Below are 25,057 nucleotides of genomic sequence, written 5' to 3'. Positions count from 1 at the left end.
TACGAATATGATTGAGATTCCCGAATCCGCCACCATTGGCAAACAGGCTAGCGAAACGCTAAAGGGTAAACGGATAGCGCATGTTATCGAGTCGAACAGTCCTCACCGTTTCACGTTCTATAATGGCGATCCGGCGGAATACTCCAATAGGCTGGTAGGACGAACGGTCCTAGGCGCCCAAGGCTATGGCGCATTCGTGGACATCCTTATGGATGCGGATACCCACCTCTTGATCGGAGACGGAACCAATATGCGTTATTATACCTCCGCGGAAAAGGCCCCGAAGAAATATCAGCTTATGATCGTATTCGAGGACGACTCGTTCCTAGCTTTCACGGTTTCGATGTATGGTTCCATCTACGCTTTCAAAGGCGAGTTTGACAATCCCTATTACCAAGGTAGCATCCATAAGCTATGTCCGTTGGACGAGAGATTCGATAAAGCCTATTTTATCAGTCTCATCCGGAATCTCAAGAAAGATATATCCGCAAAGGCGCTGCTCGCCACCGAGCAACGTATTCCGGGCCTAGGCAACGGAGTTTGCCAAGATATCTTGTTCAATGCCCGGATCTCCCCGAAACGAAAAATATCGACTTTATCAGAAGAGGATATAGACCGCCTCTTCAACACCGTGAAATCCACGCTGGAAGAGATGACTCGCCGAGGAGGCCGGGATACAGAGAAGGATCTATACGGCGCCTTAGGCAATTACCGCACGATCCTATCGAAGAACACCTACCATGACCCTTGCCCCGTCTGTGGCGAACGGATACAGAAAGAGGCTTACCTCGGAGGCAGCATTTATTATTGCCCGCATTGCCAGCCTAGTGCGGTAAATTAATAATAGATCCGCATAAGCAGGGATCGGAATACGTCCTATCGCAATGATACATATAATATATTTATCTCCAACAGATAAAATATTACTCTATCAAACAAGCATCACCCAAATTAAATTCATACTTTTGTCTAATTGAATATTATATACTAATTAAGCAATGCAAACGACAGCGAAGAAATGCAATCATGGGGCTAATATACGCCGGTGGAGAGAATGGCGTAATGTAAACCAAGACGTTCTTGCGGAAGAAATAGGAGTATCGCAGGCTACCCTCTCTGGCTATGAGAAAAAAGAGACGCTGGAACAGGAGATCTTGGATAAGATCGCCGTAGCCTTGAACATTCCGGTGGAAGCCATTACGGAACTTGATAACGCTGCGTCTATTAATATTGTCTCTAGCACCTTATATGATAAAGCAGGTTCAATATTTAATAATCCGACATTCAATCCGATCGATAAAGTTATCGAACTATACAACGAGAAAAACGCCTTATATGAGCGAATGCTAAAAGAGAAAGACAGCGTAATCGAATTACTGAAGGAAATAGTAAAGGACAAGATGTAAGATTTGTCCCAGCAAATCGCAGCTAATATATATAATTTGTCGCCTTGTTGTAGAGACGTAGCGTGCTGCGTCTCATCCCCTCGAAATGGAAACTTTAAGATTCTATCAGGATAGTAGGATATATAGCATATGTCTCTACAACGGTAGGGGCTCAAAAGATAAGTAATACGCTCAAATTGACAATATGACAATATGTAATCTGAAACCCCAGAGAATCGTTTTTTCCGGGCAAAGGTACATGCTGTTACCAAATACGAGAAAAAATATCAGCAATCAATTGTATTATAACACTTTGCTTAAATATACCCTTTCATTCTAGCGAGATTAATTCATCCTATCTCATATTTATGCAGGAGAAAGGCGCTTTTCATACGGATGCGTCGCCCATTTCTATAGGTTGCGTACCCAATTTCTACCGTATATATCGCCAAACACATACGGTAGCGTTGCCTAACACTGGCTTTCGCGTTACCTAATCCCATTACTTTCGTCTCCCAACAGAGATATTCATGCAAAAAAACAGGGTAAAATGGATAATTTGACCATAAAGCACTCCCTATTTCTTCTATTCGCAAAAAGGCCCTGTCATCATAATCCCTGATTTTCAAACAAAACGTCAAGGTTATCGCATTTTCGCTTACAACATCATTGAAGCCAACCGCAAAACAGATTGCCGCCCCCTGCTTTTGCGAGTATTTTACAAACATAGAGTTTTGCAGGTGAGCCGTCATTCTTGATAAGTGAGGAAAAAGAAAAAGCCCTGTAATCTTTAAATTACAGAGCTTTACTTTATTTTTCTTTCTTTGAAAGCGGTCCGGACGGGACTCGAACCCGCGACCCCATGCGTGACAGGCATGTATTCTAACCAGCTGAACTACCGAACCTCTTTTCTTTTATCGCTATCTCTCTCGATTGCGGTGCAAAGGTAAGTATTATTTTTAAACCTGCAATAGCTGACGCAAAAAAATATCATATTTGATAGCAAAAATATCTGGAGAGACCTCAGAAGCTACATAATTATGCCGCCCCTATCCCCTTCCCGATCACACCAGTTTATCACAAATACATTTCATTTTGGAACTTTTCAATCGCCATTCATAATTATGTAATGATAATTTGTTACTTTTGCGACTCAATATAAATGCTTAACAACAATGGACGTTGCCATTATTAAATATAATGCCGGAAACATCTACTCAGTAGATTACGCTTTGAAGCGGTTGGGCGTTACCCCGATCATCACGGCTGATCCGGAATTATTAAATAAAGCGGATAAGGTTATCTTTCCCGGAGTAGGTGAAGCTTTCACGACCATGGAGTATTTAAGGGAGCATAAATTGGATCAGGTGATCTTGAACCTAAAGCAACCGGTACTCGGGATATGCCTCGGCATGCAATTGATGTGCATGCGTTCAGAGGAGGGAAACGCGGATTGCTTGGGGATCTTCCCTACGGAAGTAAAACGTTTCATTCCGCAAAAGCATGAGGACAAGGTTCCTCACATGGGTTGGAATACCTTGACAAACGTTAAAAGCGGCCTATTCAATGAGCGATTGGAGAACAAATTTGTTTACTTCGTACATAGTTATTATGTACCTGTAAATGAATATACGGCGGCTACGACCGATTACATCCTTCCGTTCAGCGCCGCTTTACATAAGGACAACTTCTACGCAACACAGTTCCATCCGGAAAAAAGTGGATCGGTAGGAGAGGTTATATTGAAAAACTTTTTAAAGATATGATTGAGCTTATTCCCGCTATAGATATAATAGATGGCAAATGCGTCCGGTTGACGCAAGGAGATTACGCGACCAAGAAGATTTACAACGAAGATCCTCTGGAGGTGGCCAAGATGTTCGAGGGTAACGGCATCCGGCGTTTGCATGTGGTAGATTTGGATGGAGCCCGTGAGGGACGCATCATCAACTACCGTATCCTTGAGCGGATAGCGACCCGGACTTCCTTGATCATTGATTTCGGAGGGGGCTTGAAACAAGAGGATGATCTGGAGATCGCCTTCGAAAGCGGCGCCCAGATGGTAACCGGGGGTAGTATCGCCGTGAAGAACCCGGAAATGTTCACCTCTTGGATCAGTAAGTTCGGTAGCGAGAAAATCATATTAGGGGCCGATGCCAAGGAAAAGAAGATCGCCATCAGCGGTTGGGAGGAAACGACCAGCCAAGAGTTGATTCCTTTTATCAAAGGATATTACGACAAGGGGATTACCAAGGTGATCTGCACGGATATCGCACGGGATGGTATGCTGCAAGGCCCGGCTATCGATTTATATAAAGAGATACGGGACGAGATCCCCTTCCTTTATATCATAGCGAGCGGTGGCGTAAGCTCGATCGAGGATATTGAGAAATTATCTGAGGCTGGGATTCCCGCCGTCATTTTCGGCAAGGCCATTTATGAAGGGAAGATCCAGTTGAAAGATTTACTTCGTTTTACTTGAAATAATAAATAGATATATGCTAGCCAAGAGAATTGTTCCCTGTCTGGATATAAAGGATGGAAAGACCGTAAAAGGCATCAACTTCGTGAACTTTCGCGACGCTGGAGACCCCGTGGAGTTGGGCGCCCAGTACAGCCGTGAAGGGGCCGACGAATTAGTGTACTTGGATATTACCGCCTCACACGAGGGGCGAAAGACTTTCACCGAGTTGGTAAAACAAGTGGCGGCCCATATCAGCATCCCTTTTACCGTGGGTGGAGGTATCAACGAATTGAAGGACGTGGATCGTTTGCTTAGCGCTGGCGCCGATAAGGTCTCGATCAACTCGGCGGCTTTACGTAACCCGGCATTAATCGAGGAGATCGCCAAGAACTTTGGCAGTCAGGTATGCGTAGTCGCTATCGACGCTAATTTTGAGAACAATGACTGGCTATGCTATCTAAACGGAGGGCGTGTCCCGACGGATAAGTATTTGTTTCAATGGGCCTCGGAAGCGGAAAGCCGTGGCGCCGGCGAGATCCTTTTCACCAGTATGACGCACGATGGCGTAAAAGACGGATACGCGAACGACGCTCTGGCTACCTTGGCCGATACGTTGCATATCCCGGTTATCGCCTCCGGTGGAGCGGGAAAGATGGAACATTTCCGGGATACGTTTTCCAATGGGAAAGCGGACGCGGCTTTAGCGGCCAGCGTTTTCCATTTCGGCGAGATACGGATAGGCGACTTGAAGCAATACCTCAAGGACGAGGGGATCAATGTAAGGATATAACACATTATATATAAAGATGAAATTAGATTTCGAGAAAATGGGCGGATTAATACCCGCTATCGTACAAGACAACAACACTAGTAAGGTATTAATGTTGGGCTTCATGAATCAAGAAGCTTATGATGAGACAGTAAGTACGGGTAAGGTTACATTCTTTAGCCGCACGAAAAACCGTTTGTGGATGAAGGGAGAGAGTAGCGGAAATACGTTGCAGGTGGTTAGCATCACGGCGGATTGCGACAACGATACATTATTGATCAAGGCGATTCCAGCCGGACCGGTTTGTCATACGGGAGCGGATACTTGTTTCGGCGAGAAGAACGTAGAGGATATCATGTTCTTGAAATACTTGCAGAACTTCATCGAGCGTCGCCGTCAAGAAATGCCGGAAGGTTCCTATACGACTACCTTATTCCAGAAAGGCGTGAATCGCATGGCCCAGAAAGTCGGCGAAGAAGCGGTAGAGACCGTTATCGAGGCGACCAACGGAACCGAAGACGGCTTCATCTATGAGGCATCCGACTTGGTTTACCACTTAATCGTATTATTGACAAGCAAGGGACTTCGTCTGGAAGACCTCGCCCGTGAATTAAAGAAAAGACATAAAGGTTGATAAATTCTATGGAAGAAGATATTCTACTCAAATTAGAGAACGTGGAGATATGCCGTGAGGAAAACAGGGTATTACACGACGCATGCCTCACGCTTCGTAACGGAGAGTTCGTATATGTGATCGGGAAGGTAGGCTCCGGTAAAAGCAGCCTGCTCAAGTCCTTGTATTGCGAGATACCGATCTTGCGAGGCGAGGCACGTATCATGGATTACAACCTCACCAAGATGAAGCGGAAGGATATCCCTTATTTGCGTAGGAAACTAGGTATCGTCTTCCAAGATTTCCAATTGTTGACCGACCGTTCCGTCTCCAAGAATCTGGAATTCGTGCTGAAAGCCACCGGATGGAAAAAGAAAAGCGAGATCAAGGAACGGATAGACAATGTGCTCCGTCAGGTAGGCATGCAAGACAAAGGCTATAAAATGCCGCATGAGCTATCCGGCGGGGAACAACAACGTATCGTTATTGCCCGTGCCCTTCTGAACAACCCCAAGTTGATACTGGCGGATGAGCCGACCGGCAACTTGGACCCGGAGACGAGCGGACAAATCGTACAACTCTTACACGACATCTGCCAGCAGGGAACGGCGGTGATTATGACCACTCATAACTATACGATCGTGCATAATTATCCTGCCCGCATAGTAAAATGCGAGAATGCCTGTCTAAGTGATGTCAGAGAATAATTTTTTTGTAACTTTGCGGTCGCATTCGATTGAAAAAGAAAACAATTTAATATAGAACAAAAGAAGATGAAAGTTTTAAAGTTTGGCGGTACTTCTGTGGGATCTGCACAGAGAATGAAAGATGTAGCGAAACTGATCACGGGAGACCGTAAGATCGTTGTATTGTCAGCCATGTCGGGTACAACCAACTCGTTAGTCGAGATTTCCGACTACCTGTACAAAAAGAACCCAGACGGAGCGAATGAGATCATCAACAAGCTTGCCATGAAATATATGGGCCATGTTGAGGAACTATACAGCACCGAGGAATATAAACAGAAGGCCAAAGAACTGATAAAATCTCATTTCGAATATATCCGTACGCTCACGAAGGATCTGTTTACCTTGTTCGAGGAAAAGGTTGTCTTGGCACAAGGAGAGTTGATCTCTACGGGTATGATGAATCTTTATTTGAACGAATGCGGCGTGAAATCCGTATTGATCCCGGCTTTGGATTATATGCGTACGGATAAGAACGCGGAACCGGACCCTGTCTATATCAAAGAGAAATTGGTGAAATTACTTGCTGATAATAAGGATGCTGATCTATACATCACACAAGGTTATATCTGCCGCAACGCTTACGGCGAGATCGATAACCTACAACGGGGTGGTAGCGACTATAGCGCATCCTTAATCGGCGCGGCTATCGGTGCGGAAGAGATCCAGATCTGGACAGACATCGACGGTATGCACAATAACGACCCTCGTATCGTACAGGGAACGTCTCCAGTCCGTCAATTGCATTTCGAGGAGGCTGCCGAATTAGCTTATTTCGGAGCCAAGATCCTTCACCCGACTTGTATATTGCCGGCTAAATTGAACAACATCCCGGTTCGTTTGTTAAATACGATGCAGCCGGACGCTCCGGGTACATTGATCTCTAACGCGATCGAGAAAGGTAAGATCAAGGCGGTTGCCGCCAAAGACAATATTACCTCTATCAAGATCAAGAGCGGACGTATGTTGCTAGCAACAGGTTTCTTGCGTAAGGTATTCGAGACTTTCGAGAACTACCAGACTCCGATCGATATGGTTACGACTTCCGAAGTGGGTGTCTCCGTTACGATCGATAACCGCAAGCATCTGGAAGAGATCGTTGACGATTTGAAGAAGTACGGAACCGTGACCGTAGACGAGGATATGGTTATCGTTTGCGTGGTTGGCGACCTAGAATGGGATAACATCGGCTTCGAGGCTCGTATCGTACAGGCCATGAAGGATGTCCCGGTTCGCATGATCTCCTACGGAGGAAGCAACTACAACGTCTCCTTGCTGATCAAGGCCTCGGACAAGCAGAGAGCGCTGCAAGCTCTAAGCGATCATTTATTTAACAACAAATAAAAACAAACGAGGGCGGCCTTTTACAGACTGCCCTTATTTATCTTTATATAATTTCGTATAATATGCTCAAAGGAACATTTCCTGTAGAAAAGTTTAAGCAGCTTTCTACGCCTTTTTATTATTATGATGTCAAGCTATTGCAAGACACATTAGACGTAGTAAAAACCGAATCCGGAAAATATGGTTACCACGTGCATTATGCCGTGAAAGCGAATGCCAATCCCCGTATCCTTTCCATCATAGCGGCAAACGGCCTTGGCGCAGACTGCGTAAGTGGCGGCGAGGTACAGGCAGCTTTAGATGCCGGTTTTCCTGCCGATAAGATTGTCTTTGCCGGTGTCGGCAAAGCGGATTGGGAGATCAACCTAGGACTGGACAATGATATTTTCTGCTTTAACGTGGAATCCGCCGTTGAGCTGGAAATTATCAATGAGCTGGCGGCCACCAAGAATAAAGTAGCCTCTATCGCCCTTCGTATCAACCCGGAAGTGGATGCCCATACACATGCCAAGATCACGACGGGTATGAAGGAAAATAAATTCGGTATCAACCTTAGCCAATTAGGAGGCGTACTGGATAAATTAAAGGAGATGAAGAATGTGAAGTTGATCGGTATCCATAGCCATATCGGTTCACAGATCACGGATATGTCTAGCTTCCGCAATTTGGTAATTCGTTTCAACGAGATACAGGAAGAACTGGAAGCTCACGGGGTTACGGTGGAGAACCTGAACTTCGGAGGTGGATTAGGTATCGATTATTATCACCCGAATCATTTATCGATCCCGGCTTTCGATAACTATTTCGCAGCCATTCATAAACTGCTTCAAGTACGTCCGGGTCAACAGGTACATTTTGAGCCGGGACGTTCGATCGTCGCTCAATGCGGAACATTAATCTCTAAGGTATTATATGTCAAGGAAGGAGAGACGAAGAAATTCGCTATCCTTGACGCAGGTTTCACGGAATTGATCCGCCCGGCGATGTACGACGCTTATCACCGTATCGAGAACATCAGCAGCGATGAGGCAGTAGAGACTTACGATGTAGTGGGCCCGATCTGTGAGTCATCGGATGTATTCGGTAAGGATGTAGAGTTGAATAAGGCTCATCGTGGCGACTTGATCGCCCTTCGTTCCGCCGGCGCTTATGGCGAGGTCATGGCCTCCCAATACAACTGCCGTCATTTACCGAAAGCCTATTATTCCGATACGATAAAATAATGAGCCAATTGATCAATGTGCCAATATGCCAATGTAAATACCTTGAGTAGCTTATTGGCACATTGGCGTATTAATCATATTGGCTCATTAATGATATTGGCACATTGGCATATTAATCACATTGGCACATTATTATGTTTCTACTCAATAATACAGAGCTTTTCCTATTGGGAATCTCCTTAATAGGGTTCATTATCTTATCTCTTTATTATCTGATCGCTTATGCCCGCCCTTTACGTGCGTCAAAACGAACGGATGATACCTTAGAGGAAGGTAATAAACTCCCCGTATCCATCATCATATACGCTAAAAATGATTCTGAGAACCTCAAGAAACACCTTCCTGCGTTACTTACACAAGATTACCCTGAATATCAGGTAGTCGTTATCAACGATGGCTCGAGAGACGATACCGATGATACGCTAAAGTTCTTTCAAAATGAGTATAAACATTTGTATCATACTTACGTCCCCTCGGACGCTCGCTACCTAAGCCGCCGTAAACTGGCGTTTACCTTAGGTGTGAAAGCGGCCAAATACGATATTCTTCTATTCACGGAGGCGAATTGCCAACCGCTCAGCGATCAATGGTTATCCGCCATGGTTGGTGGATACACACCCGAGACCAGTATTGTCTTGGGCTACTGCAAATACAGCAACTACAAGGGATTCTTTCATAAGTTGATCGCCTATGATAACTTATTGACGGGTTTACGCTATCTATCTTCCGCCCTCTCCCATCACCCATATACCGGAAACGGACGAAATTTATCTTATCGGAAAGAGTTATTCTTCAAGCATAAAGGTTACTACCAATCCTTGAACTTGCATGCGGGAGACGATGACTTATTCATCAACGAAGCCTCGACCAAGGAGAATACGAAAGTAATTTATACCCCGGACAGCCTAACGGAAATGGATCAAATCGAACGTTTTGGAATCTGGAAAGAGATGAAGGTTTCCCGTGCTGCCACTCAACGGTATTACAAAGGAAGCGCCTTGACATTCTATCATCTCGAATCCACTTGTTTCTACCTTTTCCAAGCATCGGTTATCGCTACGGTAGTGATCGGATTACAGGGCAATTGGCTAATCTCCTTGATCGCCGTATTATTATATTTGACACGTTTTATAATCAAGGCAATCGTTTTCGGCAAATCGGCTCGAATGCTTCAACAAAGCCCTACTATCGGTTGGTTATTCCTGTTGGAGTTTATTCAACCCCTGTTCAATGGATATATCCGTATTTACCGGCTTTTCAAAAGCAAAAAGGATTACACGTTCTCCCTAAGCTGACCGACATCAACTTAGTAAGTAGAGCGACCTCTACTTACTAAACAAAGGGGGTGTCTACTTAGTAAGCAGAGGGGTAGTCTGCTTACTAAGCTGATGCCGGTCTGCTTACTAAGTTGTTTTTAGCCCACTTACCGAGACGTTTTTTATCCCTTCCCGCTCCTAATATCCTCTTGCTTTCCTTTTGACAAATTGTAACCTAAACTCCCGGAGAATCGTTTTTTCCGGGCAAAGGTACAGACTGCTTCCAAATTCACGTTAAAATACATTTAACACGCTCATCATTAATGATATATCAAGAAACGCCCTTTCATTCTAGCGTAAAAACAGTTGCTAAAGCACCCGAATCAAGCTCCTTCAGGCTATTCTACCGGCTCTAAATGGGGAAGTAAGCAGGTTACGATGCCCATTCAAGCAGGTTTATGATCCAATGCTTACAGGTTTACAATGCCCAACGGCATGGTTTCAAACCCCAAAACAGCAGCTTTCATTGCTTAAAACAGCCGTTTTCGAGTAAAAACGACCGCTTATCCCCTTGCCTCACCCGTTATTTCGTGCCCGTTTCAAAAAGATCTAGTCACGATACCAGCCCTCAAAGAAGCAAATAGTCAGCAATCCATAAAAAGAAAGAACACTTCGTTCGTTGACGCTTCATCCACACGATCATCTTTGCCACATAAAATCTATCATTTCCCGCATCTTATATCCAAATAATCCAGTATCTTTGCGTTGTTCCCACGCCGATCAAACGGGCAGGAACAGACATATATTGAAAAGGCGTTTATTAGCGTCTTGTCTTCTACATCTCAAACTTCGCAACTTTGGATCGTAAAAGAAGATAAGGCAACGATAGATGCCTGCGGGAGTGTATCGTACCCTTTCGTGTGCCTTTTATGGGTACACGGAAGTTTGTTACATACATATCGGCGTGGGCTTCAACGTTGCTTATCCTTTTACGATGGGCAATGCGAAGGCCTGAGGTGTGGGATAAGTGACAGACGAATCCCGCGCTTTTTTTGTATATGCTGGTTTATGAAAGAACTATTTATTAACTTTTAAATATAAATCAGATGAATACAAAAAAGATCCTTATGTTGTGCGCATGGCTGCTCGCCATCAGCCTCACGCAAGCGCAAGTGCCCCAACTCATCAGCTACCAAGCCGTAGCGAGAGACTTGACGGGCAAAGTCCTGTCCGAGAAACCCATCTCCGTGCAAGTGGAAATCTTGCAGGGCAGCAACCAAGGCACGGCGGTCTACACAGAAACCCACGAACTAACCACCACCAAGACGGGAACGATCAACCTGTTGATTGGTGGAGGCAATGCGCAAGCGGGCGCATTCGCCGAGATCGATTGGAGCAAGGCACCCTATTTCCTTCGCCTTGGCATGAAGCAAAAGGTAGAGACGAAATATACCGAGGTATCGAATACGCAAATGGTATCGGTGCCGTATGCGTTGTATGCGGAGAAGGCGGGGAGTGTGACAAACAATGGAGATCGCATAAAGAATGATTTTATCCTGACATGTGCCGGCGATGGAAATGATAATATCACGTTATTTACAATACTTAGTGGAGGTACTGTTAAAGGCTATGTGGGGAATACATCCGGACAAATATATACCGACGCAGAGCTAAATTTTACAATAATCTACCAAAATGGAATAGATCAACAATTGACCGCCGAGATAGAAGGAGCAACCATAGATACAGAATATAGCTCGAAATCCACAAGTTATGGAAGATGCTATTCTTTTAACTTTGATTATTTCCCCTATCCGGAAAAACATCCACTGACATTGGTGATCAAAGACAAAAACAAAGACGTAGTAGCCTCCTATCCTTTCTTTATCCAATACAACGAATTATATCAACCTCAAAATTAACAATCTCATGAGGAAGCTCCTATTCATATCCTTACTCTTCTCCCCCACCTTGCTCTTCGCCCAGCAAGCATGGGAACCCGGCGCATTCTCCTGCGTAGCGGGAGAGAACGGCGAGAACGTCTGGCAAGGCACTGCCGGGCAGCCTCTTGATGGCACGGCTTCCGGAGGTAGTCTATTATATGGAAACACGGAGATCGCCTCTTCCCTTTCCGAAGCGGAAGAGATACGAGGCATCCGCTTGAACAAGAAAACGCTCTCGCTGGAGATCGGGCAAAGCGAACGATTATCCGTAACATTCGATGCGGAAGCGAACGCCAACCGAACCCTCGTATGGCATTCCTCGGACAAGAATATAGCGAGCGTCGATGAATCGGGCGAGGTTAAAGCGCTACAAGCCGGAGAGACGATACTGACCGCCATTACCGCCTCGGGTAACTATGCGGACGAATGTACGGTGACCGTCACCCGCTCCGAACCCCAGCCTACACCGGAGCCTATCCCTGTTACCGATATAACGCTCAACCTCTCTTCCGCCACGATGGAACGTGGGGAATCGCTACAATTGGTAGCCACGGTAAAACCCGCCAATGCGGATGACACCTCCGTCCGTTGGTCTACCTCTGCCCCGGCCATAGCCAGTGTGAATTCCACAGGTCTCGTACAAGCCTTGTCGCCGGGCAACGCCACGATCACGGCCACGACCAACGAGGGGGATCTATCGGCAACCTGCGAAGTGACGGTCAATGAGATTCCCACATCCATCGAAGAGGTAAGCGAGGAGCGGATTGTCTATCCCAGAGTCGTAAAAGACCGGTTCTATCTCAATCTCCCGGCTCCCCAAACCGTCTATCTCATCGACGCAAAGGGCCGGATCGTTCAGTCATTCCAAGCCCAAGCAGGAGAAAACACGATCTCGATGAGCGGCTATCAAGCAGGCATCTATTGGGTACGACTTTCCGGTCAAGCCGTAAGCATAGTTAAAGAATAAAAAAGCCCCCTTTTCACAGAGTACTACTTACTTCCTTATAGAAGATATACTTCAAGTGCCCTTGGAGATAACTTTATCAAGCAAGTAAGTAGTACTCCAACATTCTTCTTATTTCCGTTGTTTCTTCACAAAGAAAAAATTACCTTTGACTCATTCTCGTAGATATGAACTAAAAAGCAAGAGCGATTATGGAAGATGTAAAAAGAATCCCCTATGGCATTTCCAACTTCGTGGAAGTAGTGGAACAAAACCAGTATTACGTAGATAAGACGATGTATCTGCCCCTACTGGAAGAGCAACCTAGTAATCTTTTCTTTATTCGTCCGCGCCGTTTTGGAAAGAGCATCTTCTTGAGTATGCTACGGGCCTACTATGATATCGCGCAGAAAGAGAAGTTCGATAAACGCTTCGGTAATCTGTGGATAGGTAGCCACCCGACACCTATGCAAGGACAATATCAAGTACTCTACCTCGATTTCTCCCGTGCCAGCGGAGGAAATGGTTCATTGGCCGAGAACTTCGATCGTTATTGTAGCATGGCGATGGATGTATTCGGAAAAGTATACGAACCTTATTACTTTCCCGGTTACGCAAAGAAAATGGAAGCACAGCCCGACTTTGTGAGTAAACTAAACTACCTAAATTTCCATTCAGCCGAATACGGCGCCAAGCTCTATCTCATCATCGATGAATATGATAACTTCACCAATGTTGTCCTCAACGAGCAAGGAAACGAGATCTATCATGCCTTGACCCATGCCAGCGGCTTCTACCGAGAGATCTTCAAGAAGTTCAAGGGGATGTTCGAACGTATCTTCATGACCGGAGTCAGTCCCGTAACGTTGGACGACTTAACGAGCGGATTCAATATCGGCTGGAATATCAGTACCGACCACAGATTCAACATGATGCTGGGATTCAGCGAGACGGACGTACGCACGATGTTCAACTATTACAAGGAAGTTGGTAAACTCCCTGCAGACGCGGACATAGATGCGATGATTCAAGAGATGAAACCGTGGTACGACAATTATTGTTTCGCGGAAGAGAGCTTAGGCCATGATCCAAAGATATTCAACTGCGACATGGTGCTTTACTATCTACGCAATTACATGACGCTGGGCAAATCACCCAAAGAGATGATCGACCCCAATACCCGCACGGACTATAATAAGATGAAAAGACTCATCCAACTGGACAAGCTAGACGGGAATCGCAAGGGTGTATTGCGTAAGATCACGGAGGAAGGGCAGATTGTCACGAACTTGATAACCACCTTCCCCGCGACCCAGATCGCTAACCCGGAAATCTTCCCCAGCTTGCTCTTTTATTACGGCATGCTGACTATCACCGCCAAACGGGGGAATTATCTGGTGCTAAGCATCCCTAACAATAACGTGCGCAAGCAGTACTACGAATTTTTGCTAGAGGAATATCAAGATAAGCGTCATATCAACTTGAACGACCTAGGCCTGATGTTCTATGATATGGCTTACGATGGCCATTGGCGCGAAAGCCTCGAATTTATAGCCAATGCTTATAAGGAGAACTCGTCCGTACGCAGCGCTATCGAGGGCGAGCGAAACATACAAGGCTTCTTCACCGCCTACCTAAGCGTGAACGCCTATTACCTAACCGCACCGGAAGTAGAGTTGAACCACGGTTATTGTGATCTGTTCCTTATGCCAGACCTGCTCCGGTATGAGGTGAAGCATAGCTATATCCTTGAATTGAAATATCTTTCTTCCAAGGACACGGAAGAGAAAGCTGAGACTCAATGGAAAGAGGCCGTGGAACAGATAAAGAAATATGCCGCAGCCCCCAAAGTACGGCAGTTGATACACGACACGAAGTTGCACTGCATCGTGATGCAAATCCGCGGATCCGAGCTGAAACGAATGGAGGAAGTTCAATAGGGTTCTTCCTCTTCCGCCACTTTGGGGAGTTCTTCTTCCGCTAAAAGAGAGTAGGCCGGGGTAAACTTTGCTTGGTAAGTAGATTCCAAATACGTCTTTTCCAATAAACGGACGACATTTTCTAAAGTAGCTTGCCGTTCTTTGGGTTTAAGCTGGCATTCCCAAATCACCATCGTATTCCAGCCCATCGCTCGTAATTCCTCACGTACACGGGCATCCCGGGCTTTATTCCGGTTTAGTTTCTCGGTCCACCACTCTACCCGGGTACGGGGAGGACGAAATTCAGGGCAACCCTCGTGCCCATGCCAGAAACAGCCGTTCACGAAGATAGCGGTCTTATATTTACGCAATACGATATCAGGGGTACCGGGAAGGCGCTTTACATTCACACGAAAGCGAAAGCCACAATGGAACAGGTATTTACGGACTATAATCTCGGGCTTTGTATTCTTACCCTTAATCATAGACATGATATAGCTACGCTTTTCTTTAGAGATAAGATCTGTCATATCAATCCGGCAAAACTAGAACGTATGCCAAAGATACGGCTTTTATTCAAAACGGATACTCTTGGCCGGATCAATCTTCGTAATCAAATAGGAAGGTCCTAACATCATCAACATGGAGGCAGCCAATGTCCCTATATTCAAAAGGAACAGTGAAAATACGCTCAGATCGATAGGCACGGCATCCAAATAATAAATAGAAGGATCTAATTGGATAATGTGGAAATGAGATTGAAGCAAACAAAGAGAGATACCGATGATATTCCCCCACAACATTCCTTTGCCGATCAAGAAGAAAGAGACATACAAGAAGATCTTGCGAATACTGTTATTATTTTGTCCCAAGGCTTTTAGGATTCCGATCATATTGGTACGCTCTAAGATTATGATCAATAATCCGGAGATCATGGTAAACCCTGCGACGGAAAGCATCAGCGCCAAGATAACCACCACATTGATGTCCAGCACATCCAGCCAATTAAAAATCATCGGGTTCAACTCCTTGATCGAGCGGGCGTAGAACGTATTGCCATTTCGGTCTTGCCGTTCCGTCAGATCGAAATAAACATCCTCGGCCACTTGGTCCAAACGATCATAGTCATCCACTTGCAACTCCAGTCCGCTTACTTGATCTTTATCCCAACCGTTCAAGCGACGTATCTGCTTAATATCAGCAATTACGAACATCTTGTCATAATCAAGGAAACCCGTCTCATAAATCCCCGTGATCGTGAACTTACGGGCACGCACGTCATCTTGCACAAAATAAGTCAGGAAAGAATCCCCTACCTTTAGTCCTAGCAGATCTGATAAATACTTGGAAATAATAACATCTGTAGAGTTCTTATCCGGTTGGATCGTAAAGATCTCGCCTTCTTTTAAATTATCCTTGAAGAAAGTCCAGTCATAATCCGTGTCCACCCCTTTCAAGACAATTCCTTGAAAATCTTGGTCAGTCTTCAAGATACCGAGCTTCGTTGCGAATTTCTCGACATGGCGAATACCCGGGAATGCATCGAGCGCATTCAATAAAGTATCGCTAACCGCTATCGGCTGCGACTCATAGGAAGAATTACTATCGAAATTCGTGATCTGGATATGCGAGCCGAAACCGATCACCTTGTTCCGGACCTCTTTCTTAAAGCCTATCACGATCGCCACCGAAAGAATCATCACCGCCAATCCCAAGGCGATCCCGATCATGGCAATACGAACAGCGGGAGGAGTAACCTCACGATCCCCCTCCTTACTGAAATGTATCTTTTTGGCGATAAATAGCTCTAAATTCATTTATAACATTCTTCCCGGATAAGCTTCCAGCGCCTTTGATAACACCGTCAAAGCTTTCGCCAAATCTTCCTTTTTCAAGACATAGGCCATACGAACCTCATTCTTACCAAGTCCCGGTGTCGTGTAAAAACCCGACGCCGGTGCCATCATGACCGTCTGACCCTCGTATTCAAACTCTTCCAGACACCAAGCGCAGAACTTATCGGCATCATCCACCGGAAGTTTAGCCACCGTATAGAAAGCGCCCATCGGTATGGGAGAATAAACGCCGGGAATACGGTTTAAGCCATCGATCAAGCATTTACGCCGTTCCACATACTCGTCATAAGTTTCACGGGCATACTCCTCGGAAGCATCCAAAGAAGCCTCGGCCGCGATCTGTCCGATCAAAGGCGGGCTTAAACGAGCTTGGCAGAACTTCATGACGGCACTACGCACTTCGGCATTTTTCGTAATCAACGCACCGATACGGATACCGCATTCCGAATAGCGTTTGGAGACAGAATCGATCAATACCACGTTCTGCTCGATACCTTCCAGATGACAAGCCGAGATATACGGGGAACCGGTATAGATAAACTCCCGGTATACCTCATCCGAGAAAAGATAAAGATCATATTTCTTTACGATATCCCGGATTTGATTCATCTCACGACGCGTATACAAATAACCCGTAGGATTGTTCGGGTTACAGATCAGGATCGCTTTGGTACGCTCATTGATCAACTCCTCGAATTTCTCTACTTTCGGAAGAGAAAATCCTTCCTCTATCGTAGTCGTCACTGTCCGGATCACGGCTCCTGCCGAGATAGCGAATGCCATATAATTAGCATAAGCAGGTTCCGGTACGATAATCTCATCACCCGGATTCAAGCAACTCAAGAAGGCAAACAAAACAGCCTCCGAACCACCGGTAGTGATGATAATATCGTCAGCCGTAAGATTAATATCATACTTTTTATAATATCCAACCAACTTCTCGCGATAACTGCGATATCCCTGACTAGGGCTATATTCCAACACCGTACGATCGACATTACGGATCGCGTCGAGTGCCGCTCGCGGAGTGGGAAGGTCGGGCTGACCGATATTCAGGTGATACACATGAACTCCTCTCTGTTTGGCAGCATCGGCCAATGGAGCCAGCTTCCGGATCGGGGAAGCGGGCATTTCGACTCCTCTTTGTGAGATGTTGGGCATTATTATTCTATATTTATTCGTTTTTGAGTGGCAAAGATAGTGATTTTAGTTGACAATTAACACCAAATTCAAGTCGTTTATGACTTGAACCGCATCACGCTCTTTACAGTCATCGACTCATCATCGGCAGTGAGGTAAGTAACCGAATAGTCCTTGCCTCCCTCCTCGACATTGACAATTACATGACCGGCATCAAACGACGAGGGGTTAAGTATATCAAGCCACGGCTGTCCGGCATCCTCGGCACGACGCTCCGCAGGGAACACGGTAGGACACACGATGCGCTCGCCGGGATAAAGATTCCGGTTATAGAAACGTTCCATGACCGAAGGCAGCGTATGAAGCTGATCCCACACGTTGTTGACAACTACACGCGGACGCAACGCAGCCACGAGCTTATCAGTCATTGACTTGTGTCCGTGGTGATTGATTTTCGCCACACTCACCGGCTCAACCACGTCGGCTATCGCATCCTCTATCTCGAACCGTTCCCCATTGGGTAAATTCCAGCCATCCGAGAAGTCTCCCGCCGTATAAAACTTAAAATCACCGTAGGTAAAGATCACACCCAGGCTCATCCCGTTTTCACTGAACTTAACCGGATTGGATTTCTTGCGCTCCGCATAGAGGTCACGTATATTCCCCTCCTTATCGGCAATGCGGCCGTTGGCACAGATATTTCTTACCGAGAATCCCGGATAGGCCGCAGCGTCTTTCCTCATGGCGATCTGATTGGTTTCGCCAAGACGGAACTTCTCAATCTCCATCTTCTTATGAGCCAACATATAGTCGTAAAAATCCTTCATGTGCTCAAAAGCATCGGCTGCCTCCTGGGTCAAGGGAAGAGGATCGTTGTAGTCGGGCCAGCAACGGTCAAAAGCCTTGCCAAACGTAAGGTACTCGGCAGCCTGAGAGAATCCGCTCAGGTAGTAATCCTTACCGTCTCTCGTCTCCTTACGAGCGTAGAATTTATTGTTGCCACCATGATCTGAGTGATAGTGCGTCAACATCATGTAATCCACATAATCCTTCTGGGGGTTCACTCTCAAGACATAACGAGAGATCCACTCCCCGGCATGCCGATCGGGATTAGGAAGCACCGGCACAGCCAATTTACCACGCCCAATAGCATTATGATCGCCGCAATCAAGTAGCATCGTTGTACCGTCGGGGAAAATCAAGAACATCGATTCCGACACCCCGGTATAAATCAGATGAATCTGGAACTGCCCTTTTTTCCATCCTTTCCATGCTTTTCCTACTTCAGCATCCTTAGCGCCCAATGCCAAAGCCTCCCTGAAATCCATCAAACAAGCAGCGCTCACAAGCGTAGCATTCTTCAAAAAACCTCTTCTATCCATCATTCTAAACCGATATTAATATTAGCCTACCCACAAATATACGGAATAAATCTTAATTCTCTTAAATACCCGGCCGAGGCGAATCCTTGCTGGCGTGCATCGTAGAAACAAAGGCATTCGGATCGATCTCTTTTACCTCATCTTTCAAGCGGGGCATGTCCTTACGCTCGGCAATCGTAAAGATAATCTCGGTCTCATGTCCCTCGTACATACCTTTACCATGGATAAATGTGCCCCGCATACCCATCTTATCTACGATCAAGTCACGCATCTCCTTTGTCTTCCGGGAAACGATAAAGACAGCACGGTTCGGGTTCTCCGTCTGGAACATCTCCACGATCTTTCCATATACGAAAATAGTAAACCAAGAATACAAAGGTACCGCCCAATCCTTAAACACGATCAAGCCCAACAATACGACCGCGGAATCCAATACGATGATCATATTGCTAACCTTCAAGTTGGAGTCATTAGCGATCACACGTGCCAATACATCCGTACCGGCACTCGTACTTTGCGCCCGGAAAATACAGGTAACGCCCAAGCCTAAAATAGCTCCACCGTAAAAGGCGGCGATAAAGGCATCGTTCTCCACCAATGGATCGGTAAGGAAATAAGATAATGAGTCGGTAAATATAGAGATCAGCAAGAAAGTAACGATCGTCTTCGGGCCGGAAGACAATCCGATCTTTTTCATCGCCAGAATCATCAACGGGATATTGAAGCAAAGCGCCGTCGCACCCATCGGCAAACCATCCGGAAAGAACGGGAACAAATCTTTCGTCACATAGTGGATTACGATAGAGATACCGTACACACCTCCCGGTACGATTTTGTAAGGCGCTAGGAAAAGCACGTAACTAAGTGCCTGCAAAAATGAACCTACCACGATTAAGGAGTAGTCCATTACATTTCTCTTCAAAGTAGCATTAGAAGGGACTAAAAGTTGTTGTGTTGTCATGACTCGAATTAAGCGTTATTTGTAAAACGCCGCAAACTTACACAATCTTCTTCGATTTATACACAAGCCTCAAAAAAAAGTATCCCCACTATTTACCTTTTGACAGGAAATAGTGGGGGACACACTCTTATATAGTATAAATTACTTACTTGCGTTATCCGCTAAGTACACTTCCGGGAACGTATTAACACCCAGCGTACGGTTGTTATTGTTCGTGATGTTCAATAAAGTAACATACTTACGATATTGATCCGGGCTCAAAGCCTTCTTCATCAACTTCAAGTTACCGTAAACCGCTTGATACATTTTCTTATCCTGCAATTTAGCGCTAGCTTTTACGCTCGCGTTCTGCATCTCGATGAAATATTCGTTGATGTTAGCTACCTCGTCCAACTGGCTCGGAGTCAATTGCAAATAGTTCGCTAACTTCTCTGTACTTACCACAAACGGTTCTCTACTCAAACTCGGTTTCTGAGCGAAGCTCATTGTCGCACACATCAATAAGGCTGCGACTGCCATTCCAAAACGTTTCATAATACCTAAAAACCTTAAATTGTTAAACCTAAACAAAAACCTTAAAAACACATAGCCCAATCACATTGGCTTAATTACTTCTCAGCCAAATAACTGTCCAAAAGCGGATTAGAAACCTTATCTTCCTGATTAGCGCGAGTCACATTAATCAACGCTACATATTTACGATATTGATCTTTAGTCAATGCACGTTTCATCAGTTTCAAATTACACAACAATGCGTTGCGAGTTTCTTCCGGTCTTGCGTTATTGCAAAGCGCTTCCGCAGACAGGGGTTGACCTAATTGATTCTCGAAGTAAGTATTAATCTCTGACACCTCAGCGATCTGGTTTGCGTCAAGCTGCAAATATCTGCTTAGCTTATCGAAACTCATACTCTTTGAATCACTAACCTTTTGAGCGAAGCTCATTGTCGCTACCATCATTAAAGCGACTACCATCATACCTAAACGTCTCATAATACCTAAAATTTAAACCTAAACTAAGACCTTAACTAATAAATGCGGCGTTTCCGCATCTTCTATCTTTCTCTTTTTGTTACTGCAAATATAACAGTATGTTTTATAACATTGTTATTCAATACGGTTAATTTTTGCAAACAATTGACGTTATTGATATATATCAAGGCATATAGCAATCATTTTGTAATATATATTACAATAAACACTATCTATTTCATCATAGACACCGTTTATAAACAAACAAAAGCCTAGATATATTCTTATACAAGCCTAGCTGTATTCTTATACGATACCATATCTATTCTATAATCTCCGTCGTGGATTATACAAACCACAGCGTGGTCTATAAAAACCACGACATGATCTATACAGACCACGACGTGGTTTATAGAATAGATACAGTCACAAGATACTTTTTATGCAATAGCTTGATACTTTACATCTATCCTTTACTTATTTATCGGCTAGATAAACATCGGGGAAGGAAGGCCCGCTCGTCATCCGGTTATTATTGTTCGTTACGTTGATCAAAGCCACGTATTTCCTATATTGATCGGTGCTTAACGCCTTTTTCATCAACTTTAAGTTGCCAAATACGGCTTGCCGCATCCGTTTATCCCGCATTTTATGGCTTCCCCTCAAGCCCTCGCTTTGCTTTTCCCTAAAAAAATCGTTGATCATCGCTACCTCATTAATCTGGCTGGGACGTAATTCCAGATAGCTTACCAATTGGCCCACATTGACTACAAACGGTTCTTTATGTAAGCTCGATTCCTGCGCGAAACTCATTGTCACACTTACCAACAAGGCTGACATAGCCATTACTAAACGTTTCATACTACCTATTCCTTTCATTTGTTAAACCTTAAAAACCTATTTCTCTGTGATCTTTGATACAAATATAGGGTGAGGTTTCCCGCTAGAAAAGGAAGAATCGACGAAGTACGCCGTAGGTTTAGACGAAACCGGGAATCAAGCGGATCAAGAAATCAGCTTATTCCTCTCGTACGAGGCTTTTACCAAGCGGATATAGACGAATAAGGAAAGAAGGCAACAAACTGCCCCGACTCCGTAGGCGGTAGCCAGATTGGCACGGGTAGCGATAAAGCCGGCGGATAACATCCCGATCCCCATCCCGAAATCGAAAGAGGTCAAGTAGGTAGAAGTGGCCGTACCGCGCATATGGTGCGGAGCGACATTCACGAAAAGACATTGAAAAGCCGGTACGCTCACGCCAAAACCGATACCGATCGCCAAGGCGCAAGCGAAAAAGACAAACGATGTATGTACGGTAGCGAACACGGAAAACGAGATCGCCAAAGAGACCAAGGATACGATGGACACGACATGGATCTTGCCATGGTCCACCAACCGTCCGGAAATCAAACGGGCCGTCCCTACACCGATCGCCATACATATAAAGAAATAGCCTGGGTTCGGCACCTCGATCTCTTTACCATATAATACCACGAACGAGAGCAACATCCCATAAGGTATAGCGACCAGCAAATAGGCCAAGGCCGCAGGAAGCGCTTTTACCAAGATAAAACGATCCAACGAGAAGGCCGGACGAGGCACTTTCTCCCGTTTCGGATAACGGATCAGCCCGACGGAGCCGATCCCGACCAATGCGATCACCAAAGCGACCCCTATGATCCAGAAGAAACCATGCCGATCGTACAGCCCGACCGCCACCAAAGGAGCCAAAGACATGGCGAGATTGATCGTCAATCCGTAAAAGCCCATGCCTTCTCCCCTTCGCTTGGAAGGGATTACGTCTATCGTAATCGTATTGCCGGAAACAGAGGTCAGTCCCATGAACCCGCCTTGGATGAAACGAACCGCCATGATCGTATAGACCGTCATCGCAAACCAATAACCGGCGAACAGACAGGCGAATATCGTGAAGGCGAATACATATAACGGTTTGCGGGAGAAACAATCTACCAGATATCCCGAGAACGGGCGCACGCACAGCAAGCCGATCGTATAGCTAGACAAGACCATCCCCACCTCAGACGTGCTGATGCCCAATTCCTCTACCAGATAGACCGGCATAGTAGGCATCAACATATAAAAGGCGAAATTCATCAAGAAGTAAGAGATACAACATTGGACGAAATTCCGGTTCCAAAGTACAGGTTTAGTCTCGCTCATTCCTCTTTATTACTTATGCCAGCTCGCTCAACTCCAGCCAGCGCATCGTTTTCTCGTCGATCTCTTCCATGACTTGGGTGATCCGTTGAGATTTAGCCATAAGCTCGTCCGTAGACAAAGTACCACTGCTCATAGCGGTCTCCAACTCCGCCTTCTCCGCCTCTAAAGCCGGTATCTCCTCCTCTAGGGCCTCGAACTCTTTCCGCTCCTTGAAAGTGAGTTTTTTCTTTTGCTCATTGACAGGACGAGACGGTTTCTCCGGAGCCGGGTTTTGTCTCGCTTGCAAAGCAGCCTCCGCCTCTTTTTCCAGTTGGTCTTGCACGTCTTTCCAATCCCGATACTGCGTATAGTTGCCGGGAAAATCCTTGATATCGGCGTTACCCCGGAAAACCAGCAGGTGATCTACCACCTTATCCATAAAGTAACGGTCGTGGGAAACGACGATAGCGCACCCCTTGAAGTTACGAAGGTATTCCTCCAATACGTTCAAGGTCACGATATCCAGATCATTGGTCGGCTCATCGAGCACCAAGAAGTTCGGGCTACGCATCAATACCGTACATAAATACAGGCGACGTTTCTCCCCACCGCTCAATTTATAAACGTAACTATGCTGTTTCTCCGGCGTGAACAGGAAATAGTTCAGGAACTGGGAGACACCCATCTTCTGTCCGTTACCCAAATCCACGTATTCGGCGATCGCCTGCACCACGTCGATCACTTTCATTTGCTCATCGAACTTCAAGCCATCTTGACTGTAATAACCGAAACGAACGGTCTCGCCGACATCGAAATGGCCGCTATCGGGAGCCACCTCCCCCATCAGCATCTTGATAAAGGTAGATTTGCCCGTACCGTTATTCCCGACAATACCCATCTTCTCGTAACGGGCAAAAATATAGTTGAAATCCTCCGTAATCTTCAAATCACCGAAACGTTTGCTTACATTCACCGCCTCGAAAATCTTCGAACCAATGTAAGAAGCCTTCACGTCCAAGTTCACCTTTCCGGTATCCCGTTGTTGCTTCGCTTTCTTTTCCAGCTCATAAAAGGCATCGATACGGTACTTCGCTTTCGTGCCCCGTGCCTGCGGCTGGCGGCGCATCCAATCCAGTTCCGTACGGAGAAGATTCTTCGCGCGCTCCACGTCGGCGTTCATCGCCTCGACACGCTCTTGGCGTTTCTCCAGATAATAACTATAATTACCTTTATACGAATAGATTTGCTTATTATCGATCTCGATGATCTCACTACAAACACGATCCAAGAAGTAACGGTCGTGCGTCACCATCAAGATACTGATATTGGCCCGGCTCAGATAATCTTCCAGCCATTCGGTCATCTCCAGATCCAAATGGTTCGTCGGCTCATCCAAGATAATCAATTCAGGGTCCGTGATCAAGACATTCGCCAAGGCTACCCGTTTCAACTGTCCTCCGGACAATTCCCCGATCTTCTGATTGAAGTTATGAATCTTCAACTGCCCGAGGATTTGTTTCGCCTTTTGCTCATAATCCCACGCCTTGAAGCTATCCATACGGGTAAGGATGTCCTCCAGATTCGAATGATCCTCTTTCGCCATCGCCTCCTCGTACTCAGCGATCAACCGGACAGTCTCGTTCTTCGAGTGGAAGCAAGCCTGTAGCACGGTCAGTTCTTCCGGATAAGAAGGTGATTGCTCCAAATACCCGACCCGCAGGTCTTTCCGGAAAACCACCTCACCCGAGTCGTAATCCTCCTTACCACCGATAATATTCAACAAGGTAGTCTTACCCGTCCCGTTTTTAGCGATCAACCCGATCTTCTGTCCTTGTGCGACTCCGAACGTTATATCCTCGAAAAGAACCAAATCACCGAAGCTCTTGGTCAGCTTATCTATCTGAAGGTAACTTATCATGTTTTCTTATTTAAATTCAAATCGGAAGGCAAACTTACACAAAATCCTCGAATTTTAAGCTTTT

General features: G+C 45.6%; 23 protein-coding genes and 1 tRNA gene. 13 read left to right on the top strand and 11 right to left on the bottom strand.

All coding sequences use genetic code 11. The features are described from left to right. Nucleotides 1-7: 7 nt before the first annotated feature. A complete protein-coding gene (locus tag DW205_RS06930) occupies nucleotides 8-841 on the top strand; it encodes a DNA-formamidopyrimidine glycosylase family protein (RefSeq protein WP_005864622.1) in 834 nt (277 codons plus the stop codon). Nucleotides 842-998: 157 nt separating this feature from the next. Then, entirely contained in the window at nucleotides 999-1,406 is a 408-nt protein-coding gene (locus tag DW205_RS06925; protein ID WP_005854563.1) for a helix-turn-helix domain-containing protein, read from the top strand. 810 nt (nucleotides 1,407-2,216) lie between these two features. On the opposite strand, the gene DW205_RS06915 is transcribed toward DW205_RS06925, so the two are convergent. After that, nucleotides 2,217-2,290: transfer RNA gene (locus DW205_RS06915), tRNA-Asp, on the bottom strand. Nucleotides 2,291-2,560: 270 nt separating this feature from the next. On the opposite strand from DW205_RS06915, the gene hisH reads away from it, so the two are divergent. The 11 genes from hisH (at nucleotide 2,561) to DW205_RS06860 (ending at nucleotide 14,626) form a co-directional block, all read left to right on the top strand. After that, nucleotides 2,561-3,151: an imidazole glycerol phosphate synthase subunit HisH gene (gene hisH / locus DW205_RS06910; protein WP_008780097.1), complete on the top strand. Its 591-nt coding sequence runs from the start codon at nucleotides 2,561-2,563 to the stop codon at nucleotides 3,149-3,151. Next, complete coding sequence (hisA, locus tag DW205_RS06905) at nucleotides 3,148-3,867, top strand: 1-(5-phosphoribosyl)-5-[(5-phosphoribosylamino)methylideneamino]imidazole-4-carboxamide isomerase (protein WP_005864476.1); 720 nt, start codon at nucleotides 3,148-3,150, stop codon at nucleotides 3,865-3,867. Before hisH ends, hisA begins: the two co-directional genes overlap by 4 nt. Nucleotides 3,868-3,883: 16 nt before the next feature. Next, entirely contained in the window at nucleotides 3,884-4,639 is a 756-nt protein-coding gene (hisF, locus tag DW205_RS06900; RefSeq protein ID WP_005854556.1) for an imidazole glycerol phosphate synthase subunit HisF, read from the top strand. A 16-nt stretch (nucleotides 4,640-4,655) separates the two neighbouring features. Beyond that, complete coding sequence (hisIE, locus tag DW205_RS06895; protein ID WP_005854554.1) at nucleotides 4,656-5,252, top strand: bifunctional phosphoribosyl-AMP cyclohydrolase/phosphoribosyl-ATP diphosphatase HisIE; 597 nt, start codon at nucleotides 4,656-4,658, stop codon at nucleotides 5,250-5,252. A gap of 8 nt (nucleotides 5,253-5,260) precedes the next feature. Next, nucleotides 5,261-5,938, top strand: coding sequence for a cell division ATP-binding protein FtsE (locus DW205_RS06890; RefSeq protein ID WP_005854551.1), 678 nt, complete (start codon nucleotides 5,261-5,263; stop codon nucleotides 5,936-5,938). Nucleotides 5,939-6,004: 66 nt separating this feature from the next. Then, a complete protein-coding gene (locus DW205_RS06885; RefSeq protein WP_005864474.1) occupies nucleotides 6,005-7,321 on the top strand; it encodes an aspartate kinase in 1,317 nt (438 codons plus the stop codon). A gap of 62 nt (nucleotides 7,322-7,383) precedes the next feature. Continuing rightward, nucleotides 7,384-8,544 (top strand): diaminopimelate decarboxylase, encoded by a 1,161-nt coding sequence (gene lysA / locus DW205_RS06880; protein WP_005864472.1) that lies wholly within the window; start codon nucleotides 7,384-7,386, stop codon nucleotides 8,542-8,544. Between the two features lie 134 nt (nucleotides 8,545-8,678). Then, nucleotides 8,679-9,839 (top strand): glycosyltransferase, encoded by a 1,161-nt coding sequence (locus DW205_RS06875; protein WP_005864468.1) that lies wholly within the window; start codon nucleotides 8,679-8,681, stop codon nucleotides 9,837-9,839. A 1,067-nt stretch (nucleotides 9,840-10,906) separates the two neighbouring features. Beyond that, nucleotides 10,907-11,722, top strand: coding sequence for a hypothetical protein (locus tag DW205_RS06870; protein WP_005864462.1), 816 nt, complete (start codon nucleotides 10,907-10,909; stop codon nucleotides 11,720-11,722). A 7-nt stretch (nucleotides 11,723-11,729) separates the two neighbouring features. Then, nucleotides 11,730-12,710, top strand: a complete 981-nt coding sequence (locus tag DW205_RS06865) for an Ig-like domain-containing protein (RefSeq protein ID WP_005864460.1) — start codon at nucleotides 11,730-11,732, stop codon at nucleotides 12,708-12,710. Nucleotides 12,711-12,898: 188 nt separating this feature from the next. Beyond that, nucleotides 12,899-14,626 carry an ATP-binding protein gene (locus DW205_RS06860; RefSeq protein WP_005864458.1) on the top strand — a complete coding sequence of 576 codons (1,728 nt, stop codon included), beginning with the start codon at nucleotides 12,899-12,901 and terminating at the stop codon, nucleotides 14,624-14,626. On the opposite strand, the gene DW205_RS06855 is transcribed toward DW205_RS06860, so the two are convergent. The 10 genes from DW205_RS06855 to DW205_RS06800 all read right to left on the bottom strand — a co-directional run bounded on the left by DW205_RS06855 (nucleotide 14,620) and on the right by DW205_RS06800 (nucleotide 24,993). Further along, a complete protein-coding gene (locus DW205_RS06855; protein ID WP_008778602.1) occupies nucleotides 14,620-15,135 on the bottom strand; it encodes a very short patch repair endonuclease in 516 nt (171 codons plus the stop codon). The genes DW205_RS06860 and DW205_RS06855 overlap by 7 nt on opposite strands. A gap of 42 nt (nucleotides 15,136-15,177) precedes the next feature. Continuing rightward, nucleotides 15,178-16,422: an ABC transporter permease gene (locus DW205_RS06850; RefSeq protein ID WP_005864454.1), complete on the bottom strand. Its 1,245-nt coding sequence runs from the start codon at nucleotides 16,420-16,422 to the stop codon at nucleotides 15,178-15,180. Next, complete coding sequence (locus DW205_RS06845) at nucleotides 16,423-17,622, bottom strand: pyridoxal phosphate-dependent aminotransferase (RefSeq protein WP_005854538.1); 1,200 nt, start codon at nucleotides 17,620-17,622, stop codon at nucleotides 16,423-16,425. It abuts the gene before it with no gap. 77 nt (nucleotides 17,623-17,699) lie between these two features. Next, nucleotides 17,700-18,986 carry an MBL fold metallo-hydrolase gene (locus DW205_RS06840; protein WP_005864451.1) on the bottom strand — a complete coding sequence of 429 codons (1,287 nt, stop codon included), beginning with the start codon at nucleotides 18,984-18,986 and terminating at the stop codon, nucleotides 17,700-17,702. Nucleotides 18,987-19,044: 58 nt separating this feature from the next. Beyond that, entirely contained in the window at nucleotides 19,045-19,944 is a 900-nt protein-coding gene (locus tag DW205_RS06835; protein ID WP_005864449.1) for a YitT family protein, read from the bottom strand. Between the two features lie 141 nt (nucleotides 19,945-20,085). Further along, nucleotides 20,086-20,478 (bottom strand): hypothetical protein, encoded by a 393-nt coding sequence (locus tag DW205_RS06830; protein WP_005854532.1) that lies wholly within the window; start codon nucleotides 20,476-20,478, stop codon nucleotides 20,086-20,088. Between the two features lie 74 nt (nucleotides 20,479-20,552). After that, complete coding sequence (locus DW205_RS06825) at nucleotides 20,553-20,936, bottom strand: hypothetical protein (RefSeq protein WP_005854530.1); 384 nt, start codon at nucleotides 20,934-20,936, stop codon at nucleotides 20,553-20,555. Nucleotides 20,937-21,392: 456 nt separating this feature from the next. Continuing rightward, on the bottom strand, nucleotides 21,393-21,776 hold the full coding sequence (locus DW205_RS06810) for a hypothetical protein (protein ID WP_005864445.1): 384 nt from the start codon (nucleotides 21,774-21,776) through the stop codon (nucleotides 21,393-21,395). A gap of 144 nt (nucleotides 21,777-21,920) precedes the next feature. Further along, on the bottom strand, nucleotides 21,921-23,096 hold the full coding sequence (locus DW205_RS06805; protein WP_005864444.1) for an MFS transporter: 1,176 nt from the start codon (nucleotides 23,094-23,096) through the stop codon (nucleotides 21,921-21,923). 13 nt (nucleotides 23,097-23,109) lie between these two features. After that, a complete protein-coding gene (locus DW205_RS06800) occupies nucleotides 23,110-24,993 on the bottom strand; it encodes an ABC-F family ATP-binding cassette domain-containing protein (protein WP_005864442.1) in 1,884 nt (627 codons plus the stop codon). Nucleotides 24,994-25,057: the final 64 nt, after the last annotated feature.

It is taken from the genome of Parabacteroides sp. AM17-47 (assembly GCF_003434625.1).
Lineage (GTDB): Bacteria > Bacteroidota > Bacteroidia > Bacteroidales > Tannerellaceae > Parabacteroides > Parabacteroides distasonis.
This window is presented reverse-complemented; position numbering and strand designations above follow the sequence as displayed.

Excerpts from the sequence above, each read along its gene's own strand:
- DW205_RS06930 (WP_005864622.1), top strand. The coding sequence starts at position 8 with ATGATTGAGATTCCCGAATCCGCCACCATTGGCAAACAGGCTAGCGAA.
- DW205_RS06925 (WP_005854563.1), top strand. The coding sequence starts at position 999 with ATGCAAACGACAGCGAAGAAATGCAATCATGGGGCTAATATACGCCGG.
- hisH (WP_008780097.1), top strand. The coding sequence starts at position 2,561 with ATGGACGTTGCCATTATTAAATATAATGCCGGAAACATCTACTCAGTA.
- hisA (WP_005864476.1), top strand. The coding sequence starts at position 3,148 with ATGATTGAGCTTATTCCCGCTATAGATATAATAGATGGCAAATGCGTC.
- hisF (WP_005854556.1), top strand. The coding sequence starts at position 3,884 with ATGCTAGCCAAGAGAATTGTTCCCTGTCTGGATATAAAGGATGGAAAG.
- hisIE (WP_005854554.1), top strand. The coding sequence starts at position 4,656 with ATGAAATTAGATTTCGAGAAAATGGGCGGATTAATACCCGCTATCGTA.
- DW205_RS06890 (WP_005854551.1), top strand. The coding sequence starts at position 5,261 with ATGGAAGAAGATATTCTACTCAAATTAGAGAACGTGGAGATATGCCGT.
- DW205_RS06885 (WP_005864474.1), top strand. The coding sequence starts at position 6,005 with ATGAAAGTTTTAAAGTTTGGCGGTACTTCTGTGGGATCTGCACAGAGA.
- lysA (WP_005864472.1), top strand. The coding sequence starts at position 7,384 with ATGCTCAAAGGAACATTTCCTGTAGAAAAGTTTAAGCAGCTTTCTACG.
- DW205_RS06875 (WP_005864468.1), top strand. The coding sequence starts at position 8,679 with ATGTTTCTACTCAATAATACAGAGCTTTTCCTATTGGGAATCTCCTTA.
- DW205_RS06870 (WP_005864462.1), top strand. The coding sequence starts at position 10,907 with ATGAATACAAAAAAGATCCTTATGTTGTGCGCATGGCTGCTCGCCATC.
- DW205_RS06865 (WP_005864460.1), top strand. The coding sequence starts at position 11,730 with ATGAGGAAGCTCCTATTCATATCCTTACTCTTCTCCCCCACCTTGCTC.
- DW205_RS06860 (WP_005864458.1), top strand. The coding sequence starts at position 12,899 with ATGGAAGATGTAAAAAGAATCCCCTATGGCATTTCCAACTTCGTGGAA.
- DW205_RS06855 (WP_008778602.1), bottom strand. The coding sequence starts at position 15,135 with ATGACAGATCTTATCTCTAAAGAAAAGCGTAGCTATATCATGTCTATG.
- DW205_RS06850 (WP_005864454.1), bottom strand. The coding sequence starts at position 16,422 with ATGAATTTAGAGCTATTTATCGCCAAAAAGATACATTTCAGTAAGGAG.
- DW205_RS06845 (WP_005854538.1), bottom strand. The coding sequence starts at position 17,622 with ATGCCCAACATCTCACAAAGAGGAGTCGAAATGCCCGCTTCCCCGATC.
- DW205_RS06840 (WP_005864451.1), bottom strand. The coding sequence starts at position 18,986 with ATGATGGATAGAAGAGGTTTTTTGAAGAATGCTACGCTTGTGAGCGCT.
- DW205_RS06835 (WP_005864449.1), bottom strand. The coding sequence starts at position 19,944 with ATGACAACACAACAACTTTTAGTCCCTTCTAATGCTACTTTGAAGAGA.
- DW205_RS06830 (WP_005854532.1), bottom strand. The coding sequence starts at position 20,478 with ATGAAACGTTTTGGAATGGCAGTCGCAGCCTTATTGATGTGTGCGACA.
- DW205_RS06825 (WP_005854530.1), bottom strand. The coding sequence starts at position 20,936 with ATGAGACGTTTAGGTATGATGGTAGTCGCTTTAATGATGGTAGCGACA.
- DW205_RS06810 (WP_005864445.1), bottom strand. The coding sequence starts at position 21,776 with ATGAAACGTTTAGTAATGGCTATGTCAGCCTTGTTGGTAAGTGTGACA.
- DW205_RS06805 (WP_005864444.1), bottom strand. The coding sequence starts at position 23,096 with ATGAGCGAGACTAAACCTGTACTTTGGAACCGGAATTTCGTCCAATGT.
- DW205_RS06800 (WP_005864442.1), bottom strand. The coding sequence starts at position 24,993 with ATGATAAGTTACCTTCAGATAGATAAGCTGACCAAGAGCTTCGGTGAT.